This window comes from Actinocatenispora thailandica, assembly GCF_016865425.1.
GTDB lineage: Bacteria > Actinomycetota > Actinomycetes > Mycobacteriales > Micromonosporaceae > Actinocatenispora > Actinocatenispora thailandica.
Map to the genome: position 1 here is coordinate 5,166,181 of NZ_AP023355.1, position 25,931 is coordinate 5,192,111.

Sequence of the window (25,931 nt, forward strand, 5' to 3'; positions counted from 1 at the left end):
AGAAATTGGCAGTGACATTGACCAAACAGACAGCCTTCGCGCCCGGTTCGGTCGTGGTGGTCCGGGACGAGGAATGGCTGGTCCAGGCGACCGAGGCGACGCCGGAGGGTACCCTGCTGCGGGTCCAGGGCCTGTCCGAGCTGGTTCGAGACACCGCCGCGGCGTTCTTCACCAGTCTCGACCGGGTGGAGCCGCTCGATCCACGGGATGCGGTGGTGGTGGCCGACGACAGCTCCCATCATCGCCGTGCCCGGCTGTGGCTGGAGGCGACGATCCGCAAGACGGCCGTCCCGTTGGCCGAGACGGAGTTGACCGTGGCCACCCAGGGCCTGGCGGACGCGCTGGTCTACCAGCGCTCGGCGGTGGCCAAGGCGCTGGATCCGGCGAACCTTCGGCCGCGGATCCTGCTGGCGGACGCGGTCGGTCTCGGCAAGACGCTGGAGATCGGCATGATCCTGGCCGAGCTGGTGCGACGTGGCCGCGGCGAGCGCATCCTGGTGGTCACCCCGCGGCACGTGCTGGAACAGACCCAACACGAGCTGTGGACCCGGTTCGCGCTGCCGTTCGTCCGGCTGGATTCGGCCGGCATCCAGCGGGTCCGGCAGCAGCTGCCGGCCACCCGCAACCCGTTCAGCTACTTCAAGCGGGTCATCGTGTCCATCGACACGCTCAAGTCGGACCGGTACCAGGCAGCGCTGGCCAAGCACCGCTGGGACGCGGTGGTCATCGACGAGTCGCACAACCTGACCAATCGAAACACCCAGAACAACCGGCTGGCCCGGCTGCTGTCGCACAACACCGAGGCGCTGATCCTGGCGTCCGCGACGCCGCACAACGGGCGCGCCGAGTCGTTCGCCGAACTGATCCGGCTGCTGGATCCCTCCGCCGTGCCGCCCAGCGGTGAGCTGAACCGCGACGAGGTCGGGCGGCTGGTGGTGCGCCGGCACCGGCACAGCCCGGAGGTGGCCAGCGTCGTCGGCGCCGACTGGAAGGAGCGGCAGCCGCCGCACAACGTGCTGGTCCCGGCCACCGAGGCCGAGAACGCGGTCGCCGACGAGCTGGAGCACACCTGGCTGTGGCCGGCCGGCGGGACGCCGCCGTATTCGGGACGCAACGGCGCGCTGTTCGCCTGGACGCTGGCCAAGGCGTTCCTGTCCTCCCCCGCCGCGTTGGCGGAGACGATCGCGGCCCGCCGGAACCGGCTCGCCGCCACGGCCGACACCGCGGCCGAGCGGGCCGCCCTGGATCGTCTGACGGCGGTCAACGAGGCGACGTTGCAGGCGCCGACCGGGAAGTATCGTGCGCTGGTCGAGCATCTGCGCGAGATCGGTGTCGGCCCGGACTCGCCGAGCCGGGCGGTGGTGTTCGCCGAGCGGATCGCCACCCTCGACTGGCTGCGGCGCCAGCTGCCGGCGGATCTCCAGCTGCCGGACGAGGCGGTGCGGGTGATGCACGGCTCGCTGTCCGACGACGAGCAGCAGCAGCTGGTCGAGCAGTTCAAGCAGCAGAGCTCGCCGATCCGGGTCCTGGTGACCGGCGACGTGGCCTCGGAAGGCGTCAACCTGCACGCCCAGTGCCACGAACTGGTGCACTACGACATCCCGTGGAGCCTGATCCGCATCGAGCAGCGCAACGGCCGCATCGACCGGTACGGGCAGCGGCAGAGTCCGCGCATCACCGCGCTGCTGCTCGACCCGGCGAGCGAGCGGTTCCGCGGCGACGTCCGGGTGCTGTCCAGTCTCGTACGGAAGGAGAGCGAGGCGCACACGGCGCTGGGCGACGCCGCCTCCCTGATGGGCGAGTACAGCGTGTCCGACGAGGAGGAGAAGATCCGCCAGGTGCTCGCCGGGCAGCGTGAACTCGACGAGGTCGTCCACTCCGTCGAGCAGGCGAGCGCCGACGACAGCCTCGCGGCGATGTTCGCCCACTTCGCGGCGACACCGGCCGCGGCGACCACCGGCTCGGTCGAGTCGCCCACCGGCACCGGGCTGTTTCCCGACGACGTGTCCTTCCTCGACGACGCGCTGCACGAGGCGTACGTCGACCCGGCCGAGGCGTTGCCGCGGGGCGTGGGCTGGCGGCTGCACGAGGCGCACGGCACGGCCGAGCTGACCCCGCCGAAGGATCTGGTGCAGCGGCTGGCGTATCTGCCGCAGTCCTATCTCGCCGACCGGAAGGTCACCGACCGGCTGCTGCTGGCGACGACTCCGCTGCTGGGCAAGCAGCGGCTGGCCGCCGCGCTCGCCGACAAGGCCGGCACCACCTGGCCGGACGCGCACTATCTGGCGCCGCTGCATCCGGTGCTGGAGTGGGCGGCCGACCGGGCGCTGGCCCGGCTCGGCCGCAACCAGATCTTCGCCGTGCGCGGCACGGTGCACGAGCCCACCGTGCTGTTGGTGGGCACCCTCACCAACCGGCGCGGGCAGGTGGTGGCCACGACCTGGCCGACCGTGGCCTTCCCGACCGGCGACGCGTCGTTCGCCCCGGTCACGCCGTACGAGTCGGCGTCGGACGCGCTGGCCGCGCTCGGCCTGGACCGGTCCCGGCCGAACACCGGCGCGGTGGACGTCGAGGGCCTGCGCGCGCTCGTTCCTGCCGCGGTGGATGCGGCGGGGCAGCACATGGCCAGCGTCTTCGAGTCGGCGACCCGCGACGTCGAGCAGCGGTTGGACGCCTGGTCGAGCCGGCTCGACGGCTGGGAGGAGGACGCGGACGCGCTGATCCAGCGGGAGGACCTGAAGCGGCACCGGGTCGGTGTTCGGCAGGAGCGGGAACTGGTCGAGGCGATGGCGCCGGACCGAAAGCTGGTCCGCCCGCTGATCGTGGTGGTACCGGAACGCTCCGAGCCGTCGGAGGGCGAGGCATGAGCGACGCGATCGTGATCGGGGAGAGCTGGATCTCCGAGCACTACTTCACCAGCGCCACCAGCGCCAAGTCGTTCCAGGCCCGGGTGCTGGCCCGGCGCAAGGCGTGGGACGAGGAGGAGGCGGCGGCCCGGGAGCGGGCCGCGAAGGCGAAGGAGGCCGGGCAGGAGCCGGGCGAGACCGCCGTGACCCCGCGGTCCCGGTTCCTGGGTGCCCGCGGCGAGTTGCTCGATACGCTGGTCGGCCTGGCCGAGCGGCTCGACACCGACGCCGACCCCGGCACGATCGACGCGGTCGACCGGGCGCAGACCGCGGCGACCGCGAACGCCTTGTCCGACCGGCTGCTGGCGGTCCTCGGCATCACCGGCGGCGCGCTGACGGTGCGGGGCGAGCATCCGCTGCGGTGGGTGCGCACACCCGGCATCGAGGGCCCCGCCCCGCTGGCGGTCGTCTCCGGCTACCCGGTCGCCACCGTCGAGGAGCTGATCGACCGGCATGCGCGCACTCTCGCCGTCCCGGTCGTGTTGCACGAGGACGGCGACGAGATCACCTCCGCCGCGCGCCTGGTCTCCACCCTGTTCACCGGGGACGAGGCGCCGCAGCTGGTGCTGGTGCTCGCCGGGCGGTGGGCGATGCTCGCCGAGCGGGAACGATGGGCCGAGGGCCGGTACCTCGCCGTCGATCTGCAACTGGTCTGCGAGCGGAACGTGGGCACCCGCGGCGGCGAGGTGGACCGGGCGCTGACCTGCCTGTCGGTCGAGTCGATCGCCCCGGACGCGGACGGCGACCTGTGGTGGCAGCAGACGTTGACCGAGTCGATCGAGCACACCGTCGGCGTCTCCGCGGATCTGCGTGAGGGCGTCCGGCTCTCCATCGAGATCATCGCGAACGACGTGGTGACCCGGCGGCGGGAGGCGGGCCTGGAGCCGCTGCCGCAACACGACGCGCAGGACCTCGCCAAGCACGCGCTGCGGTTCCTCTACCGGATCCTGTTCCTGCTCTACGCCGAGGCGAAGCCGGAACTGGGCGTGCTGCCGGCGGGGGCGCCCGAGTACGACGCCGGATACGGGCTGGATCGGATGCGGGACCTGGTGCAGGTGGAGCTGCCGTCGCCGCAGGCACGGTCCGGCACCCACCTGTACGAGTCGCTGGCGACCCTGTTCCGGCTGGTCGACAAGGGGCATCCGGGTGGGTTCGACGACGCCACCGGCAGCGAGGAGCTGACCTTCCACCCGCTGCGCGCGGACCTGTTCCGGCCGGAGGCGACCGCGTTCATCGACGAGGTCGGGCTCGGCAACCTCGCGCTGCAACAGGTGCTCGGGCATCTGCTGCTGTCGAAGAAGCAGCGCGGCCGCGACCGCGGCTACATCTCCTACGCCGAGCTGGGCATCAACCAGCTGGGCGCGGTGTACGAGGGGCTGATGTCCTACACCGGCTTCTTCGCCGACACCGACTTGTACGAGGTGGCCAAGGCCGGCAACGCGGACAAGGGTTCCTGGGTGGTGCCGGTCGACCGCGCCGACGGCATCGGCACGAACGACTTCGTCCGTGCCGAGGACCCGGACACCGGCGAAGACAAGCCGGTGCTGCATCGGCGGGGCTCGTTCGTGTACCGGCTGGCCGGCCGGGAGCGCCAGCAGTCGGCGTCGTACTACACGCCGGAGGTGCTGACCCGCTTCACCGTCGGTCAGGCGCTGGCCGAGCTGCTGCCGCCGAAACCGGGCGAGAGGTCCGTCCACGCGAGCCGGGACGACGAGGGCGAAGAGCCGGAGGCCGACGATGCGGCGGCGAGGCCGCCGATGTCGGCGCGGGACATCCTGGACCTGACGATCTGCGAGCCGGCGCTCGGGTCCGGCGCGTTCGCCATCGAGGCGGTCCGGCAGCTGGCCGCCGAATATCTGGAGCGGCGGCAGGCCGAGCTGGGCACCACCATCGACCCGGACGAGTACCAGCGGGAGCTGCAGAAGGTCAAGGCGTACCTCGCCCTGCACAACGTCCACGGCGTGGACCTCAACTCCACCGCCGTCGAGCTGGCGGAGATCTCGCTGTGGCTGGACACCATGGTCGCCGGCCTGGACGCGCCGTGGTTCGGCCTGCATCTGCGCCGCGGCAACTCGCTGGTCGGCGCCCGCCGCGCCGTCTTCGACCGCAAGCAGGTCGCCGACAAGTCCTGGCTGACGGCGATCCCGCGGGACGTACCGCCGACCGACCTGGTCGACCGCGACCCCGACGAGCAGACCGGCGCCGGAATCGGCGACGCCGTGCACCACTTCCTGCTGCCGGCGCCCGGTTGGGGGGCCGCCGCCGATGCGAAGGAGGCGGCCAGGCTCGCGCCCGACGCGGCGAAGCGGCTGAAGGACTGGCGCAAGGCGGTCAGGCTCAAACCGACCGCCAAGCAGGTCGCCGCGCTGACCGACCTGGCCAAGCGGGTCGAGTCGCTGTGGCGGCTCGCCCACCGGCGCCTGCAGATCGCCGAGGCCGAGGTGCGCCGCAACATCGACGTCTGGGGCGCACCCGGACTGCCGTCCGGCGGGACGGTCACCCGGGAGGAGATCGAACGCAAGCTCGCCGACCCGAACGGCGCCTACCGACGGCTACGCCGCGCCATGGACGCCTGGTGCGCCCTCTGGTTCTGGCCCCTCACCGAGGCGACGACCACGGTGGACGACAAGGCCGTCGATCCGCCGACACTCGACCAGTGGATCGACGCGCTGCGCCGGCTGCTCGGCCGGCACGACGGCAAGCGGCGGGTGGCCGCCGGTCAGTCGTCGCTGCAGACCGGCTCGTCCTGGCAGGACCTGAACAACCAGGAGACGACGGATCTCGGCATGGCCAGTGTCGCCTCGATCGGCCCACTGCTCGCCGACCACCCGTGGCTGGTCGTCTGCGAACGGGTCGCCGCCCAGCAGGGTTTCTTCCACTGGAATCTCGACTTCGCCACCGTCTTCGCCCGCGGCGGCTTTGACCTCCAGCTCGGAAACCCACCCTGGGTCCGTCCCCGCTCCGACGTCGATGCACTGCTCGCCGAGGGCGATCCCTGGTGGCAACTTGCCCGCAGACCAGCTCAGGAACAGATCACGGCCAAGCGCGAGGAGACCCTCGCATTGCCGGGCATGACCGACCTGGTACTCGACGGCACCACCGATATCGCCTGCCTCGCCGACTATCTCGGGTCATCGGCCCAGTACCCGCGCCTGCAAGGCCTCCAACCTGATCTCTACCGCTGCTTCATGGAGCGCATGTGGCAACATGCATCAACGTCCGGTGTAACCGGCATGATCCACCTGGAGTCTCATTTTACAGATGAGCGTGCTGGGCTGTTACGTGAAGAGCTATACCTGAGACTCCGGCGGCATTGGCACTTCGTCAACCAGCTCTTGCTTTTCGAAATTCAGAATCACAAACACTTCGGCATTACAATCCAGGGTTCAAAGCGTGAGGCGCCCAATTTCATACAGGCCTCCTGGCTTTACCATCCTGAGACAGCCATAAGGTCGTTCGAGCACGACGGTTCTGGCGAGGAGCCGGGTCTGAAGGACCATGAAGGCCGATGGGACGTCCGACCGCATCGCGCGCGACTCACTTGGGTGACCGACACGACATTAACCACCTGGCATACGATGCTGGAAGATCCGGACGTGCCAATCCGCCAGACCCGAATGGTCTATGCGGTCAATCGGTCGGTCGTCTCCGTGCTCGACAAGCTCTCGCGCGCCCCACGGATCGGTGACCTCGATCTGGAATTCTCGCGCGGCTGGGACGAGAGCATCGATCGGAAGAAGGGGTACTTCGAAACCGAGTGGGGGGTCCCGGCGTTCTGGGACGATGTGATCCTGCAGGGGCCGCATCTGTTCGTGGCGACGCCATTCTACAAGACACCCAACGAGACCATGAACAGCAACAAGGACTGGTCGGCGACCGACTTCGAGGCGCTGGCGGCCGACGCCGTTCCCGCCACCGCCTACAAGCCACGCGGCGACCGCGCCCGCTACGACGCCGCCTACACCACCTGGCCCACCCCCGACGGCCCCCGCTCCGCCCGCAACTACTACCGCGTCGCCTGGCGGCGGATGGCCGCAAACACCGGTGAGCGCACGCTGATCGGAGCAGTGGTACCACCAGGCTCCGCACACGTGCATCCCGTGCACACCTTCGCGCCAAGCGACCGGAACCTGCCGAGCTTGCTGGCCGCGTGCGCCTACACGTCGTCGATCGTGCTGGACTTCTCGGTTCGATGTGTACCCAAGTCGGAGATCCTCTTCGGCACGATCGAACGGATGCCAGCGAATTTCGACCATCCGATGCTGAGCTCGCTGGTCCTGCGATCCGCTCGACTGAACAGCATCACCAGTGCCTACACGGAGCTCTGGAATGCGTGTTACTCCCGCGACTTCATGGACGACCATTGGGCCGGCGGGTTCGAGCACGCACGCCGGCAACCGCTCTGCCACATCGGACCGGATTGGAGCCCCGCCACGCCGTTGCGCATTGCGGCGGATCGGCGGCAGGCGTTGGTGGAGATCGATGCGTTGGTGGCGTTGATGTTGGGGCTGAGCGCCGAGGAGTTGTGCACGATCTATCGGACGCAGTTCGCGGTGCTGTACGGGTACGACCACAACGTCTACCACTACGACGCGAACGGGCGGCTGGTGCCGAACTCGGTGCTGACGGTGTGGCGGAAGAAGGGTGACCGACTGAGTGTCGAGGAGCAGACGGCAACCAACCAGGCGGGCAACACCTACACCTACCAGCTGCCGTTCCGGACGCTGGACCGGGAGAAGGACATGACCGAGGCGTACCAGGAGTTCGAACGCAGATTGGCGGCCCGGTCGTGAACCGGGATCGCAGCGAGCTGCTGCCGACGCTGCTGGCCGCCAACGTGCGGGCCGGCCTGACCGACTATCTGACCACCACGTTCGGGCTGACCGACGGCGACGCGCGGGACAACCTCGGCCGCTTTCTGCGCGACCCGGTCGACGGCATGTTCAAGGGCCCCTACCTGCGGCTCCGGCTGCCGTTCCGGCCGGCGCAGCCCGGCTGGGAGTCGCTGTTGGAGTGGTACGACGGGCCGGAGCCGTACGGGCACCAGGCCGCCGCGTTCGCCCGGCTGTCCTCCAGCGTGGACGGGCGAGGCCGCCGGCCGCTGCCGACGCTGGTCACCACCGGCACCGGATCCGGCAAGACCGAGGCGTTCCTGATGCCGATCGTCGACCATGTGCGCCGGGCCCGGCGCGCCGGCGTCACCGGGACCAAGGCGCTGATCCTCTACCCGATGAACGCCCTGGCCAACGACCAGGCCGGCCGGCTGACCAGGCTGCTCACGGGGCATCCGGAGCTGGCCGGGATCACGGCCGCGCTCTACACCGGCGAGGGCGGCCCGACCCGGGTGGCGGTCGACGCCGACGGGCTGATCACCGACCGGGAGATCGTCCGGGACGATCCGCCGGACATCCTGCTCACCAACTACAAGATGCTGGACCAGCTGCTGCTGCGGGCCGCGGACCAGCCGCTGTGGGCGAAGTCGGCGACCAGCCTGACCTATCTGGTGCTCGACGAGTTCCACACCTACGACGGCGCGCAGGGCACCGACGTGGCGATGCTGCTGCGGCGGTTGGGCCTGGCGCTGAAGAGCCATTGGCCGGCCGACGACCCGTCGATCGACGCCGCCGACCGGGCCCGGCCGCTCGGCCGGATCACCCCGGTCGCCACCTCGGCGACGCTCGGCGACAAGGGCGACCCGGCGGTGATGCGCGAGTTCGCCGAGACGGTGTTCGGGGAACGATTCGATGCGGACGCGGTGGTCACCGAGACCAGGCTGGGCGTCGAGGAATGGGTCGATGCCGCGCCGTCCGAGGTGGCGGCGGCCGAGATGGTTCCGGTCCCGGCCGACGCGATCGATCTGGCCGCGGCCACGGCGGCGATCGAGGCGCTCGGCTTCGACCCGCCCGGCGGCAGGGTCGCCGACACGATGTTGGGCCTGCTGTACGACGAGCCGCCCACCCGGTTCACCGACGCCGACGCCAGGTTCCTGCTCGCCGCGTCCCGAGCCCATCCGATGGTGCAGGATCTGGCCCGGCACGCCGCGGACGCGACACCGCTGCCCGAGCTGGCCGCCGCCGTCGCCGGCCCGGATCCGCGGTGGGTGACGTTCCTGTCGTATCTGGCCGGCGCGCTCGGCCACGTGCGGGCGCGCGCCGGGCGGGGCGCACTGTCGGTCGAGGTGCACCTGTGGGTGCGGGAGCTGGTGCGCATCGACCGGGCGGCCGGCACCACGGCACGGTTCCACTGGTTCGACGACGGTCCGCCGGCCGGAGCCGACGAGGAGTCCCGGCCGATGTTCCCCGCGATCTACTGCCGGCACTGCGGGCGGTCCGGCTGGGGCGTCGGGCTGGCACCGGTCGGCCTCGACCTGGCGGTCGACGACGACTCGATCCGCAGCAACCACCGGCGGCACGACGGACGGTTCCGGGCGCTGCTCTACGCCCCCGCCGAGGCGGAAGCCCACTTCGACGGCGAGCAGCGGCCGGACGGTCTGCTCTTCCTCGACGTGCACAACCGCCGCCTGGTCGACGACGTCGCCGCCGACGATCCGGACCTGGCGGACGGCTGGACGCTGCCGGTGCTCACCACGAGCGGCGACGACGCCGACCGGCAGGCGCAGGACGATTTCTGCCCCTCCTGCCGGCAGGACGACGGCATCCGGTTCCTCGGCAGCGCGGTCGCCACCCTGCTCTCGGTGTCGCTGTCCACGATGTTCGGCTCGGCCGTGCTGGACACGGTGGAGAAGAAGGCCCTGGTGTTCACCGACTCGGTGCAGGACGCGGCGCACCGGGCCGGGTTCGTGCAGGCCCGGTCGCACACGTTGACGCTGCGTGCGGTGCTGCGGCAGGCGGTCGGCGACTCGCCGCGCAGCCTGGACGCCGTGGTCTCCCGGGCGATCGAGCTGGCCGGCGACGACCCGTTCGCGCGCTACCGGCTGCTCCCGCCGGAGCTGGCCGATCGGGAGGCGTTCGCTCCGTTCTGGCAGGCCGCCACGCTGTCCGGTGTGCCCGCTTCGGTGGCCAACCGGGTGCGGCTGCGGCTGGCGCTCGACGCGGCGTTGGAGTTCGGCCTCAACTCGCGGATCGGCCGGCCGTTGGAGCTGACCGGCTCGGCCACCGTCGAAGTCGACGCCGGCACACCGGGCGAGGTCGCCGCCATGGCGCGGGCCTCGGTCGACGGCACCGACCTGCAGCTGACCATCGACGGGGCGGCCACCGAGGCCGCCCTGGTGCGCTGGGTGCGCGGCACCCTCGACCGGATGCGCGCGCAGGGGGCCATCGACCATCAATGGTTCGGCACGTACCGCACCGACGATGGCAAGCGGTGGTGGCTGACCGGCGGACGGCCGCGCCACCAGGGGATGCCGGCGTTCGGCAGGAACCGGCCGGCGCCGGCCTACCCGCGGGTGGGCGGCGCTCCGATCCCCAAGGACAGCGGCCTGCAACCGGTCGGCGCGTCGCAGTCCTGGTACGCGCGCTGGACCGCACGCGCCCTCGGCGTGGCACCGCACGACGGTGCCCGGCTCGCGCGGATGCTGCTTGCCGAGCTGGACCGACGTGGTGTGCTGAAGGCCGAGACCAGCCGCAGTGGGGCGACCGTCTACGCGATCCGGCCGGAGCGCATCGTCGTCGCCGCGGCCGACCTGCCCGACCTGGAAGCCGGCCGGCATCTGCTCAGCTGCGACACCTGCCGCACCCCGGTACCCGGCTCGGTGACCAGCATCGACCAGCTGGACGGCGGGCCCTGCCTGCTGGGCGGCTGCCGCGGGCAGCTCACCCGAGCACCGATCGGCGACAACTTCTACCGGCGGCTGTACGACTCCACCGACATGCGCCGGGTCGTCTCCCGGGAACACACCAGCCTGCTCGACGACGCGACCCGCCGGGAGTACGAGGACGGGTTCAAGTCGCCGGACCCGACCCCGCAGTCGCCGAACGTTCTGGTCGCCACGCCCACGCTGGAGATGGGTATCGACATCGGCGACCTGTCCACGGTGCTGCTGGGTTCGCTGCCACGCACCGTCGCCTCCTACCTGCAACGGGTCGGCCGCGCCGGCCGGCAGACCGGCAACGCGCTCGACCTGGCGTACGTGAGCGGCCGCGGCGAGCAGCTGCCGAAGCTCGGCGACCCGCTGTCGGTGGTGAACGGCGAGGTGCGCCCGCCGGCGACCTACCTGTCCGCCGAGGAGATCCTGCGCCGGCAGTACACCGCGCATCTGGTCGACTCGGTCGCCCGCGACCCCGGCGCGTTCCATCCGCAGCGCGCGACGCAGGCGATCGGCCGTACCGCGCCGGGCAGCTTCCTCGGCGACCTGATCGACCTGGCCGAATCGACGCTCGGCCAACGCCTGCCCGGCTTCGTCGACGCGATGGGCGGGCTGCCCGACGACGTCGTGGACCGGCTCCGCGCCTGGCTGAGCCCGGCTGGCGGCCGACGCACCAGCCCGTTCGCCGCACACGTACGGGCCGCCAGCGAACGCTGGAACGCCACGATCCAGGAGCTGGAGACCCGGCGAACCCGGATCGAGACGCTGCTGCCCGAACTGCGCACCCAGGCCGACTCGCCGGCACACACCGACGACGACGAACGGGAGGTCCGGTCGGCCGAGTCGACGCTGAAGCTCGTTCGTGGCCAACTCGCCGCCCTGCGCACCGAGTACTGGATCGGGGTGCTGGAGGAGTACGGGCTGCTGCCGAACTACACGCTGCTCGACGACACTGCGGTCCTCGACGTCGGGTTGTCCTGGACCGACCCGGACACCGACCAGTTCCAGTACCGGCACGATCAGTTCCAGCGCGCTTCGGCGCAGGCCATCCGCGAGTTCGCTCCTGGCGCCACCTTCTACGCCCGCGGTATGGAGATTTCCATCGACGCGGTGGACCTGGGCTTGGACGGCGCAGCGATTCGCCCGTGGGTCTTCTGCCCGGACTGCGGATACGCCGCCGACCTCGCCGCGACGGGCGTGGAGGTCGCGGTGGCACGGTGTCCTCGGTGCGGCAGCCGCGGCATCGCCGACGTCGGCTCCCGGCTGGACGTCGTGGAGTTGACTCGTGTGTCGGCCGAGATCCGGCGAGACGAATCGACGATCTCCGACCGGCGCGACGAGCGGCGCAACGCACCGTTCACGGTGCTCGCCGCAGCCGACGTGGATCCGGCGCACATCGGCCGCCGGTGGTTCGCCGACAACACCGGGTTGGGCGTCACCTACCTGCACACCATGGACCTGCGCTGGCTCAACATCGGTCTCACCGGACGGGGTACCACCCGACGCATCGCCGGCGCCGACCGCACCGGCGAGATGTTCCGTGTCTGCGAAGGCTGCGGCAAGAAGGACAGCGACAGCGGACACAACAGCCCGCGTGAGCACCGCCCGTGGTGCCGGTTCCGCACGTCCACCGACGAGCACACCAGGCGTATCGCGCTGTCTCGGAAGCTGCGAACCCAGGGCGTGGTGGTCCGGCTGCCCAACAGCGTCACCGTCGGCGACGACTTCGCGGTACCGAGCCTGGCGGCCGCGCTGCAGCTCGGGCTGCGCGAACAGTTGGGCGGAGATCCAGATCACCTGCTCATCGAGAACATCGTCGACCCGACCTCGTCGGACGGCTCCGACAATCACGAGGCGCTGCTGATACACGACACGGTGCCCGGCGGCACCGGGTACCTCGCCGAAGTCGCGGTGCCGGACAACTTCCGGGACCTGCTGGTGCGGGCCTGGGAGAAGGTGCGTGACTGCGAATGCCAGAACGAGGACCGGCTGGCCTGTCACCGCTGCCTGTTGCCGTTCATCTCCGCCAACTCTGTACGCCGAGTCTCGCGTGCCTCCGCCGATCGGCACCTGCGCACCCTGCTCGGGCTGCCGGACGACGCGTCCGACCCATCGTCCGGCAGCTGGCAGGTGGGTGAGGTGCCTCCGCAGGAGGAGCCCGAGTCGCACCTGGAACAGCGGCTGCGGCGGTTGCTGCTGGGATGGCTGCGACGCCAGGGCGCCGCGATCGAGGAGGTGCCCGGCCAGTGGGGCAACGCGGTGCGGTTCACGCTGCCCGGCACCCCACGGCACTGGACGCTGCTGCCGCAGGAGCAACTCGGCGAGGTACGCGCCGACTTCGTGCTGCGCTGCAACGACACCAACGTGCCGCCGGTCGTGGTGTTCACCGACGGCCGCGGCTTCCACGCCACGACGACGCACAACAGGATCGCCGACGACGCACGGATTCGCACGAACCTGCGCGACGCCGGCCAGCTCGTCGTCTCCCTCACCCACGACGACGTGCTCGCCGCCGAGCACGCGGCCCGCGCCGAGCCGCCCGACTGGTACGACGACCAGCTGGTCGGGCAACTCCAGTCGATGCCGATGTTCCAGGCGTCACCGGACGCCTACCGCCGGCTGGCCGCCAACCCGGTCGAATGGTTGCAGGAATGGGTCCGTGAACCGTCGCCACGCGACCTGACCCAAGTGGCGCACGGCGTCTCGATGATGCTCAACATTGGGTCGCAGCAGGTCTCGGTCGAGGCCGACGCGACGCTGGCCGACGTCGGCCGTGCCGTGCTGCTGGAGCGACCCATCCCGCCCGGGCCGCGTAAGGTCCAGGTCCGACGAGTCGGGCCGATGGTCACGGTGGTGGAGATGGTCGGAACCGCACTGTCCAGCGCGCTGGTCCTGGACGACCGCGACGCGGTCATGGGCGACGGGTACGCGCAGGCCTGGCAGCGCTGGTTGCGGCTGGCCAACAGCGTCGCCGCCAGCGACTGGCCGGTGACGGTCACCACCGTCGGTCTCGGCGCGGTCGAGGAACCGGCGGTGCCGGAGCGCGTCGCCCGGCCGGGCGGCCGGTGGGGCGAGATCTTCGACGAGGCCACCCCCGGTCCCGAACGCGACCTGGTCGTCACCCTGGCCGAACGAGACATCACGCCACCACAGGTCGGGGCGGAAGGGCCGGACGGCATTCCGCTGAGCCTGGCCTGGCCGGCGCAACGGCTGACGGTGGCGTTCGAACAGATGCCGGACACGGACCGCGACGACCTGGCCGAGGCCGGCTGGGACGTCGTCGAGCCGCAGCCCGACGCGGTCGTCGCCGCGTTGACAGGACGGGAGTGACACGTGCCGACGATCATCATGTCGAAGCTGGCCGGCGCCATGGACAAGTCGATCCGCGGCAAGGCCATGACGTTCCTGCAGAAGCTCGCCGAGAACGACGCCCTGCCGGGCCTGCACGTCGAGCCGATCGCGTCGGCAGCCGACCAGCGGGTCCGCACCGGACGGGTGGACGACGGCTGGCGTGCGGTGATGTTCCGCGCCGACCACGACGGCGAAACGCACTACGTCATCCACGGCGTGTGGCCGCACGATCAGGCCATCGCCATCGCACGCAAGGTCCGGCTGACCGTCAACCCGGTCAACGGGCTGCCCCAGTTCGAGGACGCCCCGGCGCCGACGGAGCATCCGACGATCGTGGTGGCGCCGCCGGTCGAACGACCCCTGCTGGCCCGGCACGGGTACCAGCTGGCCGACCTGACCGACCGGCTCGGTGTGCCGGCCGAGGTCGCGACCCAGGCGCTCGCCGTCACCAGCGAGGACGCGCTGCTCGACCTGGCCGCCCGGCACGAGGGCTGGCTCGGCACGATCCTGGTGTCGTTGGGGGCCGGCGACTCCCTGGACGAGATCGCGGCGACGATGGAGCTGTCGGAAGGCACCTCCGACGACACCGACCAGGGTCTGCTGGACTCGCTGCGCCGGCCCGCCGCACAGCTGCAGTTCACCATCATCGGCGACCAGCAGGAACTGCGTCGCGTCATCGAAGGCGGCGACTTCGCCGCCTGGCGGGTGTTCCTGCATCCCGAACAGCGCCGCTACGTGGACCGCTCCTACTCCGGACCGTTCCGCCTCACCGGCGGCGCCGGCACCGGCAAGACCGTCGTGCTGGTACACCGGGCCCGCGCGCTGCTCCGCCGCGACCCGAGCACCCGGATCGTGCTCACCACGTTCACCACGAACCTCGCCGAGTCGCTGCGCGACAGCCTCCGCCAGCTCGACCCGGACCTGCCGATCGCCGACCGGCCCGGCGCCGCCGGTGTCTACGTCGCCGGGGTCGACGCGCTCGCCGCCGCCGTGCTGCGGGCGGGCGGCGCCGCCGTCGACGAGGCGATGCGCGAGGTACTCGGCGAGGCACGGACGTCGCGTACCCCACGGCCGCCGTCGACCCGCTGGCGGGACGTGGTGGAAGCCTCGGCCACCGAACTGCCGGCCGAGGCGGCCAACGAGACCTTCCTGACCGGCGAGTACGGCCAGGTGGTGCTGCCGAACCGAATCACCGACGAAGCCGGCTACCTGCGGGTTCGACGCTCCGGCCGAGGCGTCGCGCTGGACCGCCGGAAACGATCGCAGGTGTGGTCACTGATCGCCGCCTACCGGGCGCAGTGCCGAGTGGACGGCAGCCTGGACTTCCCGGAAGCATCCGCGGTCGCCGCCTGCCATCTCGGCCACGTCGGCCCGCTGGTCGACCACGTGCTGGTCGACGAGGGCCAGGACCTGTCCCCGACACACTGGCAGATGCTGCGCGCACTCGTCGGCGAGCACGCCGACGACCTGTTCATCGCCGAGGACGCCCACCAGCGCATCTACGGAGCCCGGCTGGTGCTGGCCCGCTACGGCATCAAGATCGTCGGTCGGTCCCGGCGCTTGACGCTGAACTACCGCACCACCGCGGAGAACCTCCGCTACGCCCTGGACCGGCTGGCCGGCGGCCAGTACACCGACCTGGAAGACCAGTGGGAGGAAGCGACCTACCGGTCGGTGCGCAGCGGCCCGAACCCACAGGTCTCGACCGTGGGTTCACTGTCCGACGAACTCGACCACGTCGCCGGCCAGGCCCGGCGCTGGGTCGACGAGAAGGTACCGCCCGAGACGATCGCGGTGTTGGTACCGGACCGTGCCCTGCGAGAGCGGGTCGTCGCTTCGCTCGACGCCAAGGGGGTGCCGGCTGCCGCGCTGGATCGTGGCCGGCCGCCAACCGACCGCGTGCTGGTGATGACGACGCACCGCGCCAAGGGTATGGAGTTCGCCCGGGTCATCCTGGCAAAGGGCGGTAGGACCCCGGCCGAGCAGGAACGCCGACGCGTCCTGGACGACAAGGAGCGCACCGATCTGGAGCTCAGGGACCGTTCGTTGATCTACGTTGCGGCGACGCGCGCCCGCGACGAGCTCGTCGTGGTCGATCGTCGGTAGGCGCCGCACTTCGGTCGGGTCGAGGCTGGTCGGATGCCTGGAGGCTTCGGGTGATCGAATCGAGTCCGAGCGAGCTCGCGAAGCGACGACCGAAGCAGGCCAACTTGGCAGGGTGCCTGAATCGCGCACCGACGGGAAGCCAGCGCAAGTGGGGCAGGCACCGCGAGACGCGCATCGACCATGCGAGCGCCGGGTGACCGCCTCCCGAGTGCTCGAGCGGTCTTCGCGGTGCACCCAGACAGCCCGAGCTGACGTCGGGACCAGACTTCGACCTTCGAGGGCACCGCGTCAGGCATCCACCGACCAGCGCCGTGCCTTCATTCCGCGGAGCGGACGAACACGACCACGGACCTCAACGAGAGGCGACGGCTGCATGGAGTCCGCAATGGCCTCTCGAATGTGGGCACACCACCTGTTTGTTGAGCTCAGCCGCTGGCCCTCGCCGACGGCTCCAATCGGATGTCAGATCAGTCAGCCGGCGGAGCGCCAGCGGGGTTGGTCGCCGTTCTTGCTGGTGCAGCGCATGGGGGTGCCGCGGTCGGTGATTCCGACGGCGCCTTCCGGGGAGCAGAACGCGCCCGGGTGTACGACCGAGGCTCCGCCGCCGTCGTCGGTCGAACCATCACCGTTGTCGGTCGAATGCGTGGGCGGCGCCTGGGGCGTATCAGGCGGCGGCCCGTGCGTTGTCGCGGGCGGCGGTGGGGGCGCGACCGTCGTCGTACGAGGCCGTGGCGCGACGCCGCCGCAGTCGCGGAGGGTGGATGCCATGGCGTCGTGCTCGGCGCTGGTGATCCACAGGCCGTAGGTGGCCTTGATGGTGATCTGGTCCGCGACGTACGTGCAGTCGAACGCATTGTTCGACGGCAGCCACTGCGAGGCGTCCTGGTCGCCCTTGGACTCGTTCGCCGGGCCGCTGACGGCGAGCAGTTCGATCGGGTCGTTGGCCAGTTGCTCCCGCTGGGCGGTCGACATGTCCTGCGCGCCGGTGCGCCAGGCGTCGGCGAGCGCTACGAGGTGATCGATTTCCACCGCCGTGGACGTGGTCTCCCCGCGGTGGAAGGTGATGGTGGTACCGGTGTAGTGATCGTTCAGCACGCCGCCCGCCACGACGCAGCCGTGGGTCCCGGCCTTGGCGACGACGCCAGACAGGTCGCGGCGCAGGATGTCGTTGCGGGTGTCGCAGCCGTTGTGGTCGGTGTCGATCCACCCGTGGCCGAACTGGTCGCGGCTGTAGCCGGCCATGGGTGCGGCGGGTTTGACCGGCAGCTTGGCAAGTTCGGCGAGAGCGGCCGAGGCTGCGGTGCCGGTACCGTCGCCGTTCTGTGGTCCGGCCGTCGGCGCCGCGGCCGGGGGCGCGGTACCGGGCGGTGCGGTACTGGGCAGCACCGCAGGCGTTGAACTGGGGCTGGGCGGCGCGGCAGATGTCGGACCGTGGTGGGGGGCCGCTGCGGGCGTCGGGCTGTGGCTCGGTGCGGCGGACGAACCGTGGCCGGCAGCCTGGGTACGCGCTGGAGTCGGGCTGGCGCTGGTGTCTGCGGTGGGCAACACCCCGGTGGCGCCGAGAATCCCCAGCGTCACGAACAGGACAAATGCGCTGCCCAGCACGATGCCGACGATGACCAGGATCCGGTGAAAGATGCCGTGTCGCTTCTTCGGCGGTGGCATTGGCGCGCCGACGGGGATCGTCATGGCGCTCACCCACTGTGCTGGCGAGTTGGGCTTGCCGCCGTCAATTGCGTCACGCGACGGCGGCGCGGATCGCCTCGGTCACCTTCTTCTCGACCGCAGGGCTCCACCGCAGCAGCGCGAACGACACCGGCCACACGTCGCCGTCGTCCAGGCGTGCAGCGTCCTGGAACTCCAGCGTCGAGTAACGAGTGCCGAACTTCCCGGAGTTCTTGAACGCCACGACCACCTTGCCGTCCGCATTGGTGTAGGCGGGCATCCCGTACCACGTCTTCGGCAGCAGATCCGGTGCGGTGGCGGCGATCGTGGCGTGAACCCGCTCGGCGAGCGCGCGGTCCTCGGGATCCATCTTCGCAATCGCATCGAGCGCTGCCTGCAAACCGTCGGCCTTCTTCGCGCCCTTCCTCCCCTCGGCCCGCAGCTCCGCGGCGCGCTGCTTCATCGCAGCGCGCTCGGCAGCGGTGAACCCGTCGTTCGCGTCGGTGGTCTCAGCCATCAGCCCTCGCCTTTCGGTACGTGTCCGGCCGGCATGGCGCCGGCCGCCGCATCGAACGCTACGGTGCTGCGTCCGTCGGTACTTCTCGATTCCTGATCGGATCGCGACGCCGCGCCAGCCCACCTCGGAGACGGCAAGCCGAACGGCACCAATCCGGCAGAACTACCGGCCGACACCGCCAGACCGGACAGCCGACCACCTCGTTGTCGACCCTCGCGGCATCGTCGGTTGCGCCCGGCGCCCGTCCGTCGTGGCGGCTCCACGATGCTTCGATGAAGGGCGCTCCCGCAGGAGCGCGGCTGAGGCATCGGGCATGACATAGCCGGGCACGCACGACTGGCCTCGATGAAGGGCCGCTCCCGCAGGAGCGGCGACTGTAGGTGGCCCCAGGTGATCTGGGTCTGCACGGTCGCGCCTCGATGAGGCGCCGTGTCCCCTTGCCCTACTCACAATCTGGACGTCTCCGTGAGGCGCTTCATCGTCTCCGTGGGCGGCTGTGTGCCGTGTTCACCGGACGCACCAGGGATCGGCCCACCGATTCGTACTTCGCGGCGCTGCGCGTCGCGCGCCGTCGGCGGCAGGCGATCGTGCGGGCGCTGGCTCGCGACCCGCGTGGCGGCTTCACGCTCGTACCGCTGGATCGGGATGGTCACCGGTGAGCGCCGACGACGCGGTTCCGCGCGAGGTCACCGACGTGCTGCTGTGGCGGGCCGCGCAGGCGGTGCTGGCGCGGCACTGGCCGAACGATCCGGCACGCCGGCCCGGCACCTCGCCGACGTGCCGGGTGCTGTGGCCGTGCCGCGCCTACTCGTTCGCCCGCGAGGCGGAGGATCTGGCGCGCGGTCCGCACCGGCGCAGCCTGCCGCGCCCACCGGTCGACCGCAGCGGCTGGCGACCCGACCTCGGCGACGTCATCCTGGTCGCCGAGCCCGGCCGCGAGCCGGCCCCGTTCCGCGTCATCGACGTGGCGCCGCTACCCGCCAACCACCTGCACCTCACCGGCTGGTACCTCGACGCCGATCCCCTGGTCGAACGCACCCTCCGGTCCCCTCAACTGCCGTGCGCCCGTATCGGGAGCCGTAATCGGTCAGGACGAGGCCGTCGGCGGGCCGGCCGCGCAGAGAACACACCGGTCGATGTCGAAGCGTTTCCCGTCCACCGCATCGAGAATGGGCCGGTTCAGCGGGAAGTCCGGTCCCATGTGGCGCCCGAGCACCACGCACACGACACGATCTGCGCCGCTCTCACGGAGCTGGAATGCGAGGGACTGGACCCTTCCGCCGGTGGTCCAGGTGTCATCGATGAGCAGTACCCGAGCCCCATCCGGAACCGCCGTCGAAAACTGGAACCGATCGGGATGGAAGCTGCGGTCGTCTTCCGGGTACCGCACCGCCGACGACGCGGCGAGCACGGGGAGCCGGAGTGCCGGCACCGCCAGTTCTGCCAACGGATGGGGTCCGGCTCTGCCTCTGGTACTGGGGACCGTCACCAGATGGGTGAAGCGACCACCAGCGGCACCGATCAGGCAGTGGGCGTGCTGCCGCACGAAGAGAACCAGCAACGCATGCAGCGACCGCCGGGCACCGAGCGACGGCCGTGGTGACTTGTACCGGGCCAGATTCTGGGCATGCTGCGTGCGCTTGACGGCGTACGACACCGGCACGACCACATGCGAGAGTCTTCCGGCCGCCGCGTTTCGGTGCTTCCCGCAGTTGTAGCAGCGCGGGTAGCCGACCGTCGCCGCGCCGCGGCATACCGAGCAGACACCAGAGCCGGCGGGCAATGGGTTGACGAGGAAGTTGCTCTGCAGCTCCACCAGGGCGCGGACGCGCCCCCACTGGTCATGCGTCGGCAAGGCCGGGGATCCCGGTCAGCGGCACCAGCGCCCCCGACATCATGGCGATCAGCTCCTCGACCACATCCAGCAGCTCCGCCAGATCGCCGACGACCCGAACCCCGGGCCTGGTGGCGAACTCCTGTGCCCAGTCATGCTCCAACAGTTCCTTCGGCATGACAACTGGGCGGCCGTGCTGGAGGGCGAGCCGGGCCTGGATACGCGCCCCGCTCCGCCAAGGTGCCTCGACGACGACCGTCGCCGCCGAGTAGCCACTCATCACGGCGTTGCGCATCGGGAAACTCTGCCTGGTCGGGGCGGCGTCGGGCCAGAACTGGCTGAGCACGAGCCCCTTGGCCGCGATCTCGTCTTGCAGCTCTCGATTCTGCGCCGGGTAGTACCGCTGGATGCCCGTACCGATCACAGCGACCGTACGGCCGCCGGCCCGCAGCGCCGCAGTGTGGGCAGCGGTGTCGATGCCGGCCGCGAGGCCGCTGACCACCGTCACCTCGCGGTGAGCGAGATCGGTGGCCACCGCTTCGGCGATCCGAATCCCCCGCTCGCTGGCCCGCCGGGTACCAACGACCGCGATGGCTCGTTCGTCCGGCGCGTCGGTACCCCGACTGAAAAGGACCGGCGGCATCTCGCGGATGTCCCGGAGCTGCGCCGGGTAGTCGTCGTCCAGGAACGTGCGGAAGCAGATCCCATCCGTCGACCACTGGGCGATCAGCTGCGCCGCGTCGTCGAGCATCGCGCCTGCGTCCGCGACCGGGAACAGACCGCCCTCGCCGAGGCGACAACGCAGCACCTCGATCGCGTCGCCTGAGTCGAGCACCTCGTCGGTGATCTCCGACCAGCGCGCTCCGGGCTGTCGAAGCATCGCCACCAGCGCCGCCCGCTGCTCCGCCTGGTTTCGCACGGCGCCGATCCTATGCGCCGCCGTACCGACGTCTCCGCCCGACGCGCAGCATCGTGACCTGCGCCGAAACTCCATCGATCGAACATACGTTCGTACTGCGGTGGAAGTCAACGACCCGGCACGCGGTTCGGATGATCAAGTCGTGGCCGGAGGGAGGTTGCGGTGCGGCGTTCGATGCGGGCGAGCTTCGCACCGTGCGTACACGGCGCGGTGACGGGGAGGCAGCGCAAATAGGACAGGAACACCGCGAGGTGCGCTTCGAGGACGCGATTGAAGCTTCCCTGCTGGGCGGCGGCTGGCAGCGTGGCCTGGGCGAGAACTACGACCCCAAGCTGGGCATCGACGGCGCCGAGCTGGAGACGTTCATCGGGGACGCAGCCGGACGAGTGGAGCGCCGCCTCGCGTTCCACGCCGGCGTCGAGGACGCGCAGCGCAGGCATCTGCACTACTCCGCCACCGAGACCGGCAAGTCGCTCGACCTGGCGCTGTTCGTCAACGGCATCCCGGTCGCGATCGCCGAGCTGAAGAACGCGCTGACCCGCCAGACCGTTGAGCACGCGAAGCGGCAGTACTGCACCGATCGCGACCCGCGGGAGCTGCTGTTCGCCCGCCGCGCGCTGGTGCACTTCGCGATGGACCAGGACTACGTCTTCCTCACCACGAAGCTGGCCGGTGAGAAGACCCGCTTCCTGCCGTTCAATATCGGCAGCAACGGACCGGACGTGGACGGCGGCGCCGGCAACCCGGGCGCGACCGACGGCTACCGCACGTCCTACCTGTGGGAGCAGGTCTGGCAGCGCGACACCTGGCTCGACCTGCTGTGCCGGTACGTGAACGTGCCCATGTGTGCACTGTGTGGCCGGGACCTGCGTTCATCGACTTGGACGACTGACGAGTGGTCGTGTCAGCGGCGCAGCAGCGACCGCCTCCACCGCGAGCGCGGCTGCGCACTTGTCTCATGACGACGGTTCGGCGTCGGCGGCCACTACCTTGACGGCCTTCGTGCCCGGATCCACCATGGTGTCGGTGTCGCTGCCGCGCACCGTCTCGCCGGGCTGCACGGACTCTGTCACGGCGTAGGTCTCTCCGATGCGTTCGCCCTGCGCGTTGTACTCGCCGAACGTGACGTCGTAGTCCAGCGTCGTGTCGGATTGGTTCTTGACGCTGAACGCCACGTACTGATCAAACGACCCCGTCGCCACACCGTCCACGGCGACGTCCTTCTTCGCGTCGTACCAGTAGCCGTACTTGGTCGGGTCGTGCGACTTCTTCGCGGCTGGCTTCTGCGCCTTTCCGGATCCATCGGCTCGGGTGCCACCGTTGCCCGACACCTGTGTATGGCCGCTGTCGTCCCCGCTGCCACCCACGACGAGCGCGGTGCAACTGGCGATGCCTCCCACGAGTACGACGAACACGGCGGACAGAGTGATGATCACGGTTCGCGCCGTGTGCTTCTTGGGCGGCGGCTGTGGTGGGTAAACGTAGTAGGGCTGGCCGCCGTTGGGAGGCGGCCCGCTGGGTGGTTGCTGATTCATGTGTATTTCCTTCCCCCGTGATTACTGAGTGTGCTCTCGTCGCAGACGGAAGGTATCGACTGCGTGGCGGACCCGCCCACGCCGATCGTCGACGCCGGTATGCCTTGTCGGCAGCAGTCGGTGACGGTTTCGTTCGATCTGCCTGCCGATAGGTCAGCGGTGAGCGCAGTCCGTCCCATTCGCCCTGCGCCGCATTGCCTCGGCCGCACGGCAGCTCAGGCAGCCACCGCCCGGGCGGTGGTGAACATCGGCAATGGTTCGAGCCGACGCGATCAACAGCCTGACAGGGCATCTGGTGGGGCTTGGTCGATGGATGACGGCATGATGCGTTGGCGATCCATGAGCTCGGACCGATGGCCGCGTAGTCGGTGATCGTGACTGGTCGTTCGTGTGCAGTGACGCCCCCCGGCTCGATGAGGTCGGACCGGGTCCTCACCGGGGCTTCCCATCGATCGCCCTGTCAGGCAGCCGAGCGCCAGCGGGGCTGGTCGCCGTTCTTGCTGGCGCATCGCATCGGGGTGCCGCGGTCGGTGACGCCGAGCGCTCGTTCCGGTGAGCAGAACGCGCCGGGGTGCACGATCGTCTGCCCGCCGCCGTTGCCGGTCGGCTGCGTCGGCGGCGGTGCCTGAGTCGTCGGCGGTGCCCGCGTCCTGGCTGGCCGCGGTGATAGTGGCACGACTGGCGTCGCGGGGGCTGCGGCGCGACACCGCCGCACGTGCGGAGCGTGGATGCCATCGCGTCGTGCTCGGCGCTGGTGACCCAGAGGCCGTAGGTGGCCTTGACGGTGATCTGATCCGCGACGTAGGTGCAGTCGAATCCGTTGCTGGTTGACAGCCACTACGAAGCGGCCTGGTCGCCCTTGGACTCGTTGGCCGCCCCGCTGACCGCAAGCAGTTCGATCGGATCGTTGGCCAGCTGCTCCGGGTGGGCACCCGACATGTCCTGACTGCTCGACGCCGGTCAACTTGCTGGCCAGCGGGCCGGCCGCCGCCACCACGGCCAGCCAGAACAGCACGACCGCGAACCTGCTCCATCTGCCGGTACCGATGCGCCCGAGCGCGCGAGCCAGCACAGCCCCGGTGTCCTCCCGCCCCCGACCCCGACCGGGCCCGGGCACCCGCGACCCATTGTGCCGGGCGTAGCCACGACCAGTCGCCCAGTTGCCAGCGTTTTGTTGCGTTCGCGGCGCTTCTCCCGAACTACAACGGGTGGCGCAGCTGCGCCTGCCACCGGAGCGAAGGAGAACCGTATGCGAAGACTCGCCATCCGTCAGGCCGGGCGCCTGCTGGCCGGGCTGATGATCCTGCTGGCCGTGTGCACCGCCGCGACGCCGGCGTCGGCCTCCGCCCACCGGGCGGGCTCCGGTGCCACCGCCGTCGCACGCTCCCGGGTCGCGGCCGACGTCCTGATGCACTCGTACGACCCGGTCAAGGCATGGTGGCCGTCGAGCTGGTGGAACTCCGCCGTCGCGCTGCAGACCGTCGGCGACTACATGCAGCGCACCGGGGACCGCAGGTTTCTCCCTCAGCTGGACAACACGTTCGAGAAGGACAAGGGCCCCTTCCCGCCGGGCGTGCTGTCCGGCGACCCGCTGCTGGGCAACTTCACCAGCCGGGCGATCGACGACTCCGAGTGGTGGGGGTTGACCTGGGTCGAGGCGTACGACCTCACCGGCAACCGGAAGTACCTGGACATGGCGACGACCATCGCCACCTACGCCTACGGGTACTGGGACCCGAGCACCTGCGGCGGCGGCGTGTGGTGGAACGCCGAGAAGACCTACAAGAACGCCGTCACCAACGGCCTGTTCATCCGGCTCAGCGCCGAGTTGCACAACCGGATCCCGGGTGACCGGACCTGGCTCGCGCGCGCCACGACGGCGTGGCGCTGGTTCACCGGCTCCGGGATGATCAACTCGTCCGGCCTGGTCAACGACGGGCTGACCGATTCCTGTCAGAGCAACGGGCAGACGGTGTGGAGCTACAACCAGGGCCTTGCCATCGGCGCCGGGCTGGAGCTGTGGCGGGCGACCCACGACCGGTCGGTGCTGGCCACCGCGCGGCGCCTCGCGGACGCCGCGATCGCCTCCCCGTCGCTGGTTGACAACGATGTCTTACACGAGTCCTGCGACGCGCCGGACCGCACCTGCGACGACAACGGCAAGCAGTTCAAGGGCATCTTCATGCGGTACCTGATGGACGCCGCCGACACCACGCACGATCCGCGCTACACCCGGTTCGTCCAGCGGCAGGCCGCGAGCGTCTGGACGGCCGACCGCAACGCCGGCGACCAGCTGGGCGAGCGCTGGTCCGGCCCGACCAGCGACGCCGCCCCGAACGCGTTCGACTGGCGCACCCAGGCCAGCGCGCTGAGCGCGCTGATCGCCGCCGTTCCACGGCCGGCGCCACGGTGGTCGCTGTCGGCCACCCTGTCACCGGCCATGCCGGTGGTGATTCCCGCCGCCAGCAAGCCGACCCGGCTGGCCCTGACCCTGACCGTCCTGGCGACCTCACCCGGCCCGGCACCGATGAACGTACGGGTCGGCACCGCCGGACCCGCCGGCTGGACGGTCACCGCCGCACACGACTCGATCGCCCTGCACCCGAACGGCAGCGCCGAACCGGCCCGCGGCAGCATCCCGATGACCGTGCAGGTACCAGCCGACGCAGCGGACGGCCACCACCGCGTGACCGCCACGGTCCGGGCGGGTCCGGGCCTGAGCTTCCGGGCAACGGCAGACATCCTCGTCACCCACACCATCGACTTCGACACCGGTACCGCGGCCGAGCTGACGTGGATGTTCGACGCCGACGGCTCGCAGAGCAACGGAGTGCGGAACCGCTTCGCCGACAACGACCACTACTTCGTCTACAAGTTCCCGCTGCCGTCCGACACCAGCCGGGCCAACGCCACGCTCGCGATCGACAACGAATTCCTGGTCCAGGTCAGCCCGGACGGCACGCAGTGGACCACCGTACTGAAGGAGGACCGGCAGATCCACGACGGCTCGAACAAGGCCGACCGCACGATCGACCTCACGCCCTACCTCGGGCCGGACAAGGCGGTCTACGTCCGCGTCTCGGACGCCTTCCCGCAGGACGGCTGGGGCGGCCGGATCTCGCACGTCACGCTGACCTTCAGCTGAGCGTCGCCGCACCCTCCTCGGTCCCGGCCCTCGAAGGGTCGGGACCGAGCGTGGTCTCACGACTGGGAGCGGCCAGGCCCGCAGCGGCGCTGGCTCGTCGACGGCGTGGAGATCGACATCAGGTTGGGCGGGTTCACAAACCTTGCCGGCCGTGTGGCCGCCCGCCCATGCTGATCATTCGGGCGCAG

The 25,931-nt window shown here is 70.4% G+C and carries 11 protein-coding genes; 7 read left to right on the forward strand and 4 right to left on the reverse strand.

Going from position 1 to position 25,931, the window contains the following annotated elements; translation table 11 throughout:
* Window positions 1-11 precede the first annotated feature (11 nt).
* The 4 genes from Athai_RS23020 to Athai_RS23035 are packed head-to-tail and all read left to right on the forward strand — an operon-like array spanning window position 12 to window position 16,128.
* Window positions 12-2,867: a helicase-related protein gene (locus Athai_RS23020; RefSeq protein ID WP_203963414.1), complete on the forward strand. Its 2,856-nt coding sequence runs from the start codon at window positions 12-14 to the stop codon at window positions 2,865-2,867.
* Window positions 2,864-7,699 (forward strand): DNA methyltransferase family protein, encoded by a 4,836-nt coding sequence (locus tag Athai_RS23025; protein ID WP_203963415.1) that lies wholly within the window; start codon window positions 2,864-2,866, stop codon window positions 7,697-7,699. The genes Athai_RS23020 and Athai_RS23025 overlap by 4 nt, the downstream gene beginning before the upstream one ends.
* On the forward strand, window positions 7,696-14,001 hold the full coding sequence (locus tag Athai_RS23030; RefSeq protein WP_203963416.1) for a DEAD/DEAH box helicase: 6,306 nt from the start codon (window positions 7,696-7,698) through the stop codon (window positions 13,999-14,001). The genes Athai_RS23025 and Athai_RS23030 overlap by 4 nt, the downstream gene beginning before the upstream one ends.
* A gap of 3 nt (window positions 14,002-14,004) precedes the next feature.
* The gene (locus Athai_RS23035) at window positions 14,005-16,128 is read left to right on the forward strand and encodes a UvrD-helicase domain-containing protein (protein ID WP_203963417.1); all 2,124 of its coding nucleotides are present in this window, start codon (window positions 14,005-14,007) and stop codon (window positions 16,126-16,128) included.
* 471 nt (window positions 16,129-16,599) lie between these two features.
* On the opposite strand, the gene Athai_RS23040 is transcribed toward Athai_RS23035, so the two are convergent.
* Together Athai_RS23040 and Athai_RS23045 are read right to left on the reverse strand one after the other, a co-directional pair.
* The gene (locus Athai_RS23040) at window positions 16,600-17,370 is read right to left on the reverse strand and encodes an HNH endonuclease family protein (RefSeq protein ID WP_203963418.1); all 771 of its coding nucleotides are present in this window, start codon (window positions 17,368-17,370) and stop codon (window positions 16,600-16,602) included.
* Between the two features lie 496 nt (window positions 17,371-17,866).
* Entirely contained in the window at window positions 17,867-18,310 is a 444-nt protein-coding gene (locus tag Athai_RS23045) for an iron chaperone (protein ID WP_203963419.1), read from the reverse strand.
* Window positions 18,311-18,965: 655 nt separating this feature from the next.
* Here Athai_RS23045 and Athai_RS23050 point away from each other — a divergent pair.
* Entirely contained in the window at window positions 18,966-19,913 is a 948-nt protein-coding gene (locus Athai_RS23050; RefSeq protein ID WP_203963420.1) for a hypothetical protein, read from the forward strand.
* A 238-nt stretch (window positions 19,914-20,151) separates the two neighbouring features.
* On the opposite strand, the gene Athai_RS23055 is transcribed toward Athai_RS23050, so the two are convergent.
* Window positions 20,152-21,138 carry a DNA-processing protein DprA gene (locus Athai_RS23055; RefSeq protein ID WP_203963421.1) on the reverse strand — a complete coding sequence of 329 codons (987 nt, stop codon included), beginning with the start codon at window positions 21,136-21,138 and terminating at the stop codon, window positions 20,152-20,154.
* A gap of 56 nt (window positions 21,139-21,194) precedes the next feature.
* Between Athai_RS23055 and Athai_RS23060 the strand changes: the two genes are divergently transcribed.
* Complete coding sequence (locus tag Athai_RS23060; RefSeq protein WP_203963422.1) at window positions 21,195-22,025, forward strand: type I restriction endonuclease; 831 nt, start codon at window positions 21,195-21,197, stop codon at window positions 22,023-22,025.
* Here the strand turns inward: Athai_RS23060 and Athai_RS23065 are convergent.
* The gene (locus Athai_RS23065; RefSeq protein ID WP_203963423.1) at window positions 22,020-22,598 is read right to left on the reverse strand and encodes an FxLYD domain-containing protein; all 579 of its coding nucleotides are present in this window, start codon (window positions 22,596-22,598) and stop codon (window positions 22,020-22,022) included. The genes Athai_RS23060 and Athai_RS23065 overlap by 6 nt on opposite strands.
* A 1,249-nt stretch (window positions 22,599-23,847) precedes the next feature.
* Here Athai_RS23065 and Athai_RS23070 point away from each other — a divergent pair.
* Entirely contained in the window at window positions 23,848-25,743 is a 1,896-nt protein-coding gene (locus Athai_RS23070) for a glycoside hydrolase family 76 protein (protein ID WP_203963424.1), read from the forward strand.
* Window positions 25,744-25,931: the final 188 nt, after the last annotated feature.

Coding starts and splice junctions, on each gene's coding strand:
- Athai_RS23025 (WP_203963415.1), top strand. CDS start 2,864: ATGAGCGACGCGATCGTGATCGGGGAGAGCTGGATCTCCGAGCACTAC.
- Athai_RS23040 (WP_203963418.1), bottom strand. CDS start 17,370: ATGGCCGGCTACAGCCGCGACCAGTTCGGCCACGGGTGGATCGACACC.
- Athai_RS23045 (WP_203963419.1), bottom strand. CDS start 18,310: ATGGCTGAGACCACCGACGCGAACGACGGGTTCACCGCTGCCGAGCGC.
- Athai_RS23055 (WP_203963421.1), bottom strand. CDS start 21,138: ATGGAGTTTCGGCGCAGGTCACGATGCTGCGCGTCGGGCGGAGACGTC.
- Athai_RS23060 (WP_203963422.1), top strand. CDS start 21,195: ATGATCAAGTCGTGGCCGGAGGGAGGTTGCGGTGCGGCGTTCGATGCG.
- Athai_RS23065 (WP_203963423.1), bottom strand. CDS start 22,598: ATGAATCAGCAACCACCCAGCGGGCCGCCTCCCAACGGCGGCCAGCCC.
- Athai_RS23070 (WP_203963424.1), top strand. CDS start 23,848: ATGCGAAGACTCGCCATCCGTCAGGCCGGGCGCCTGCTGGCCGGGCTG.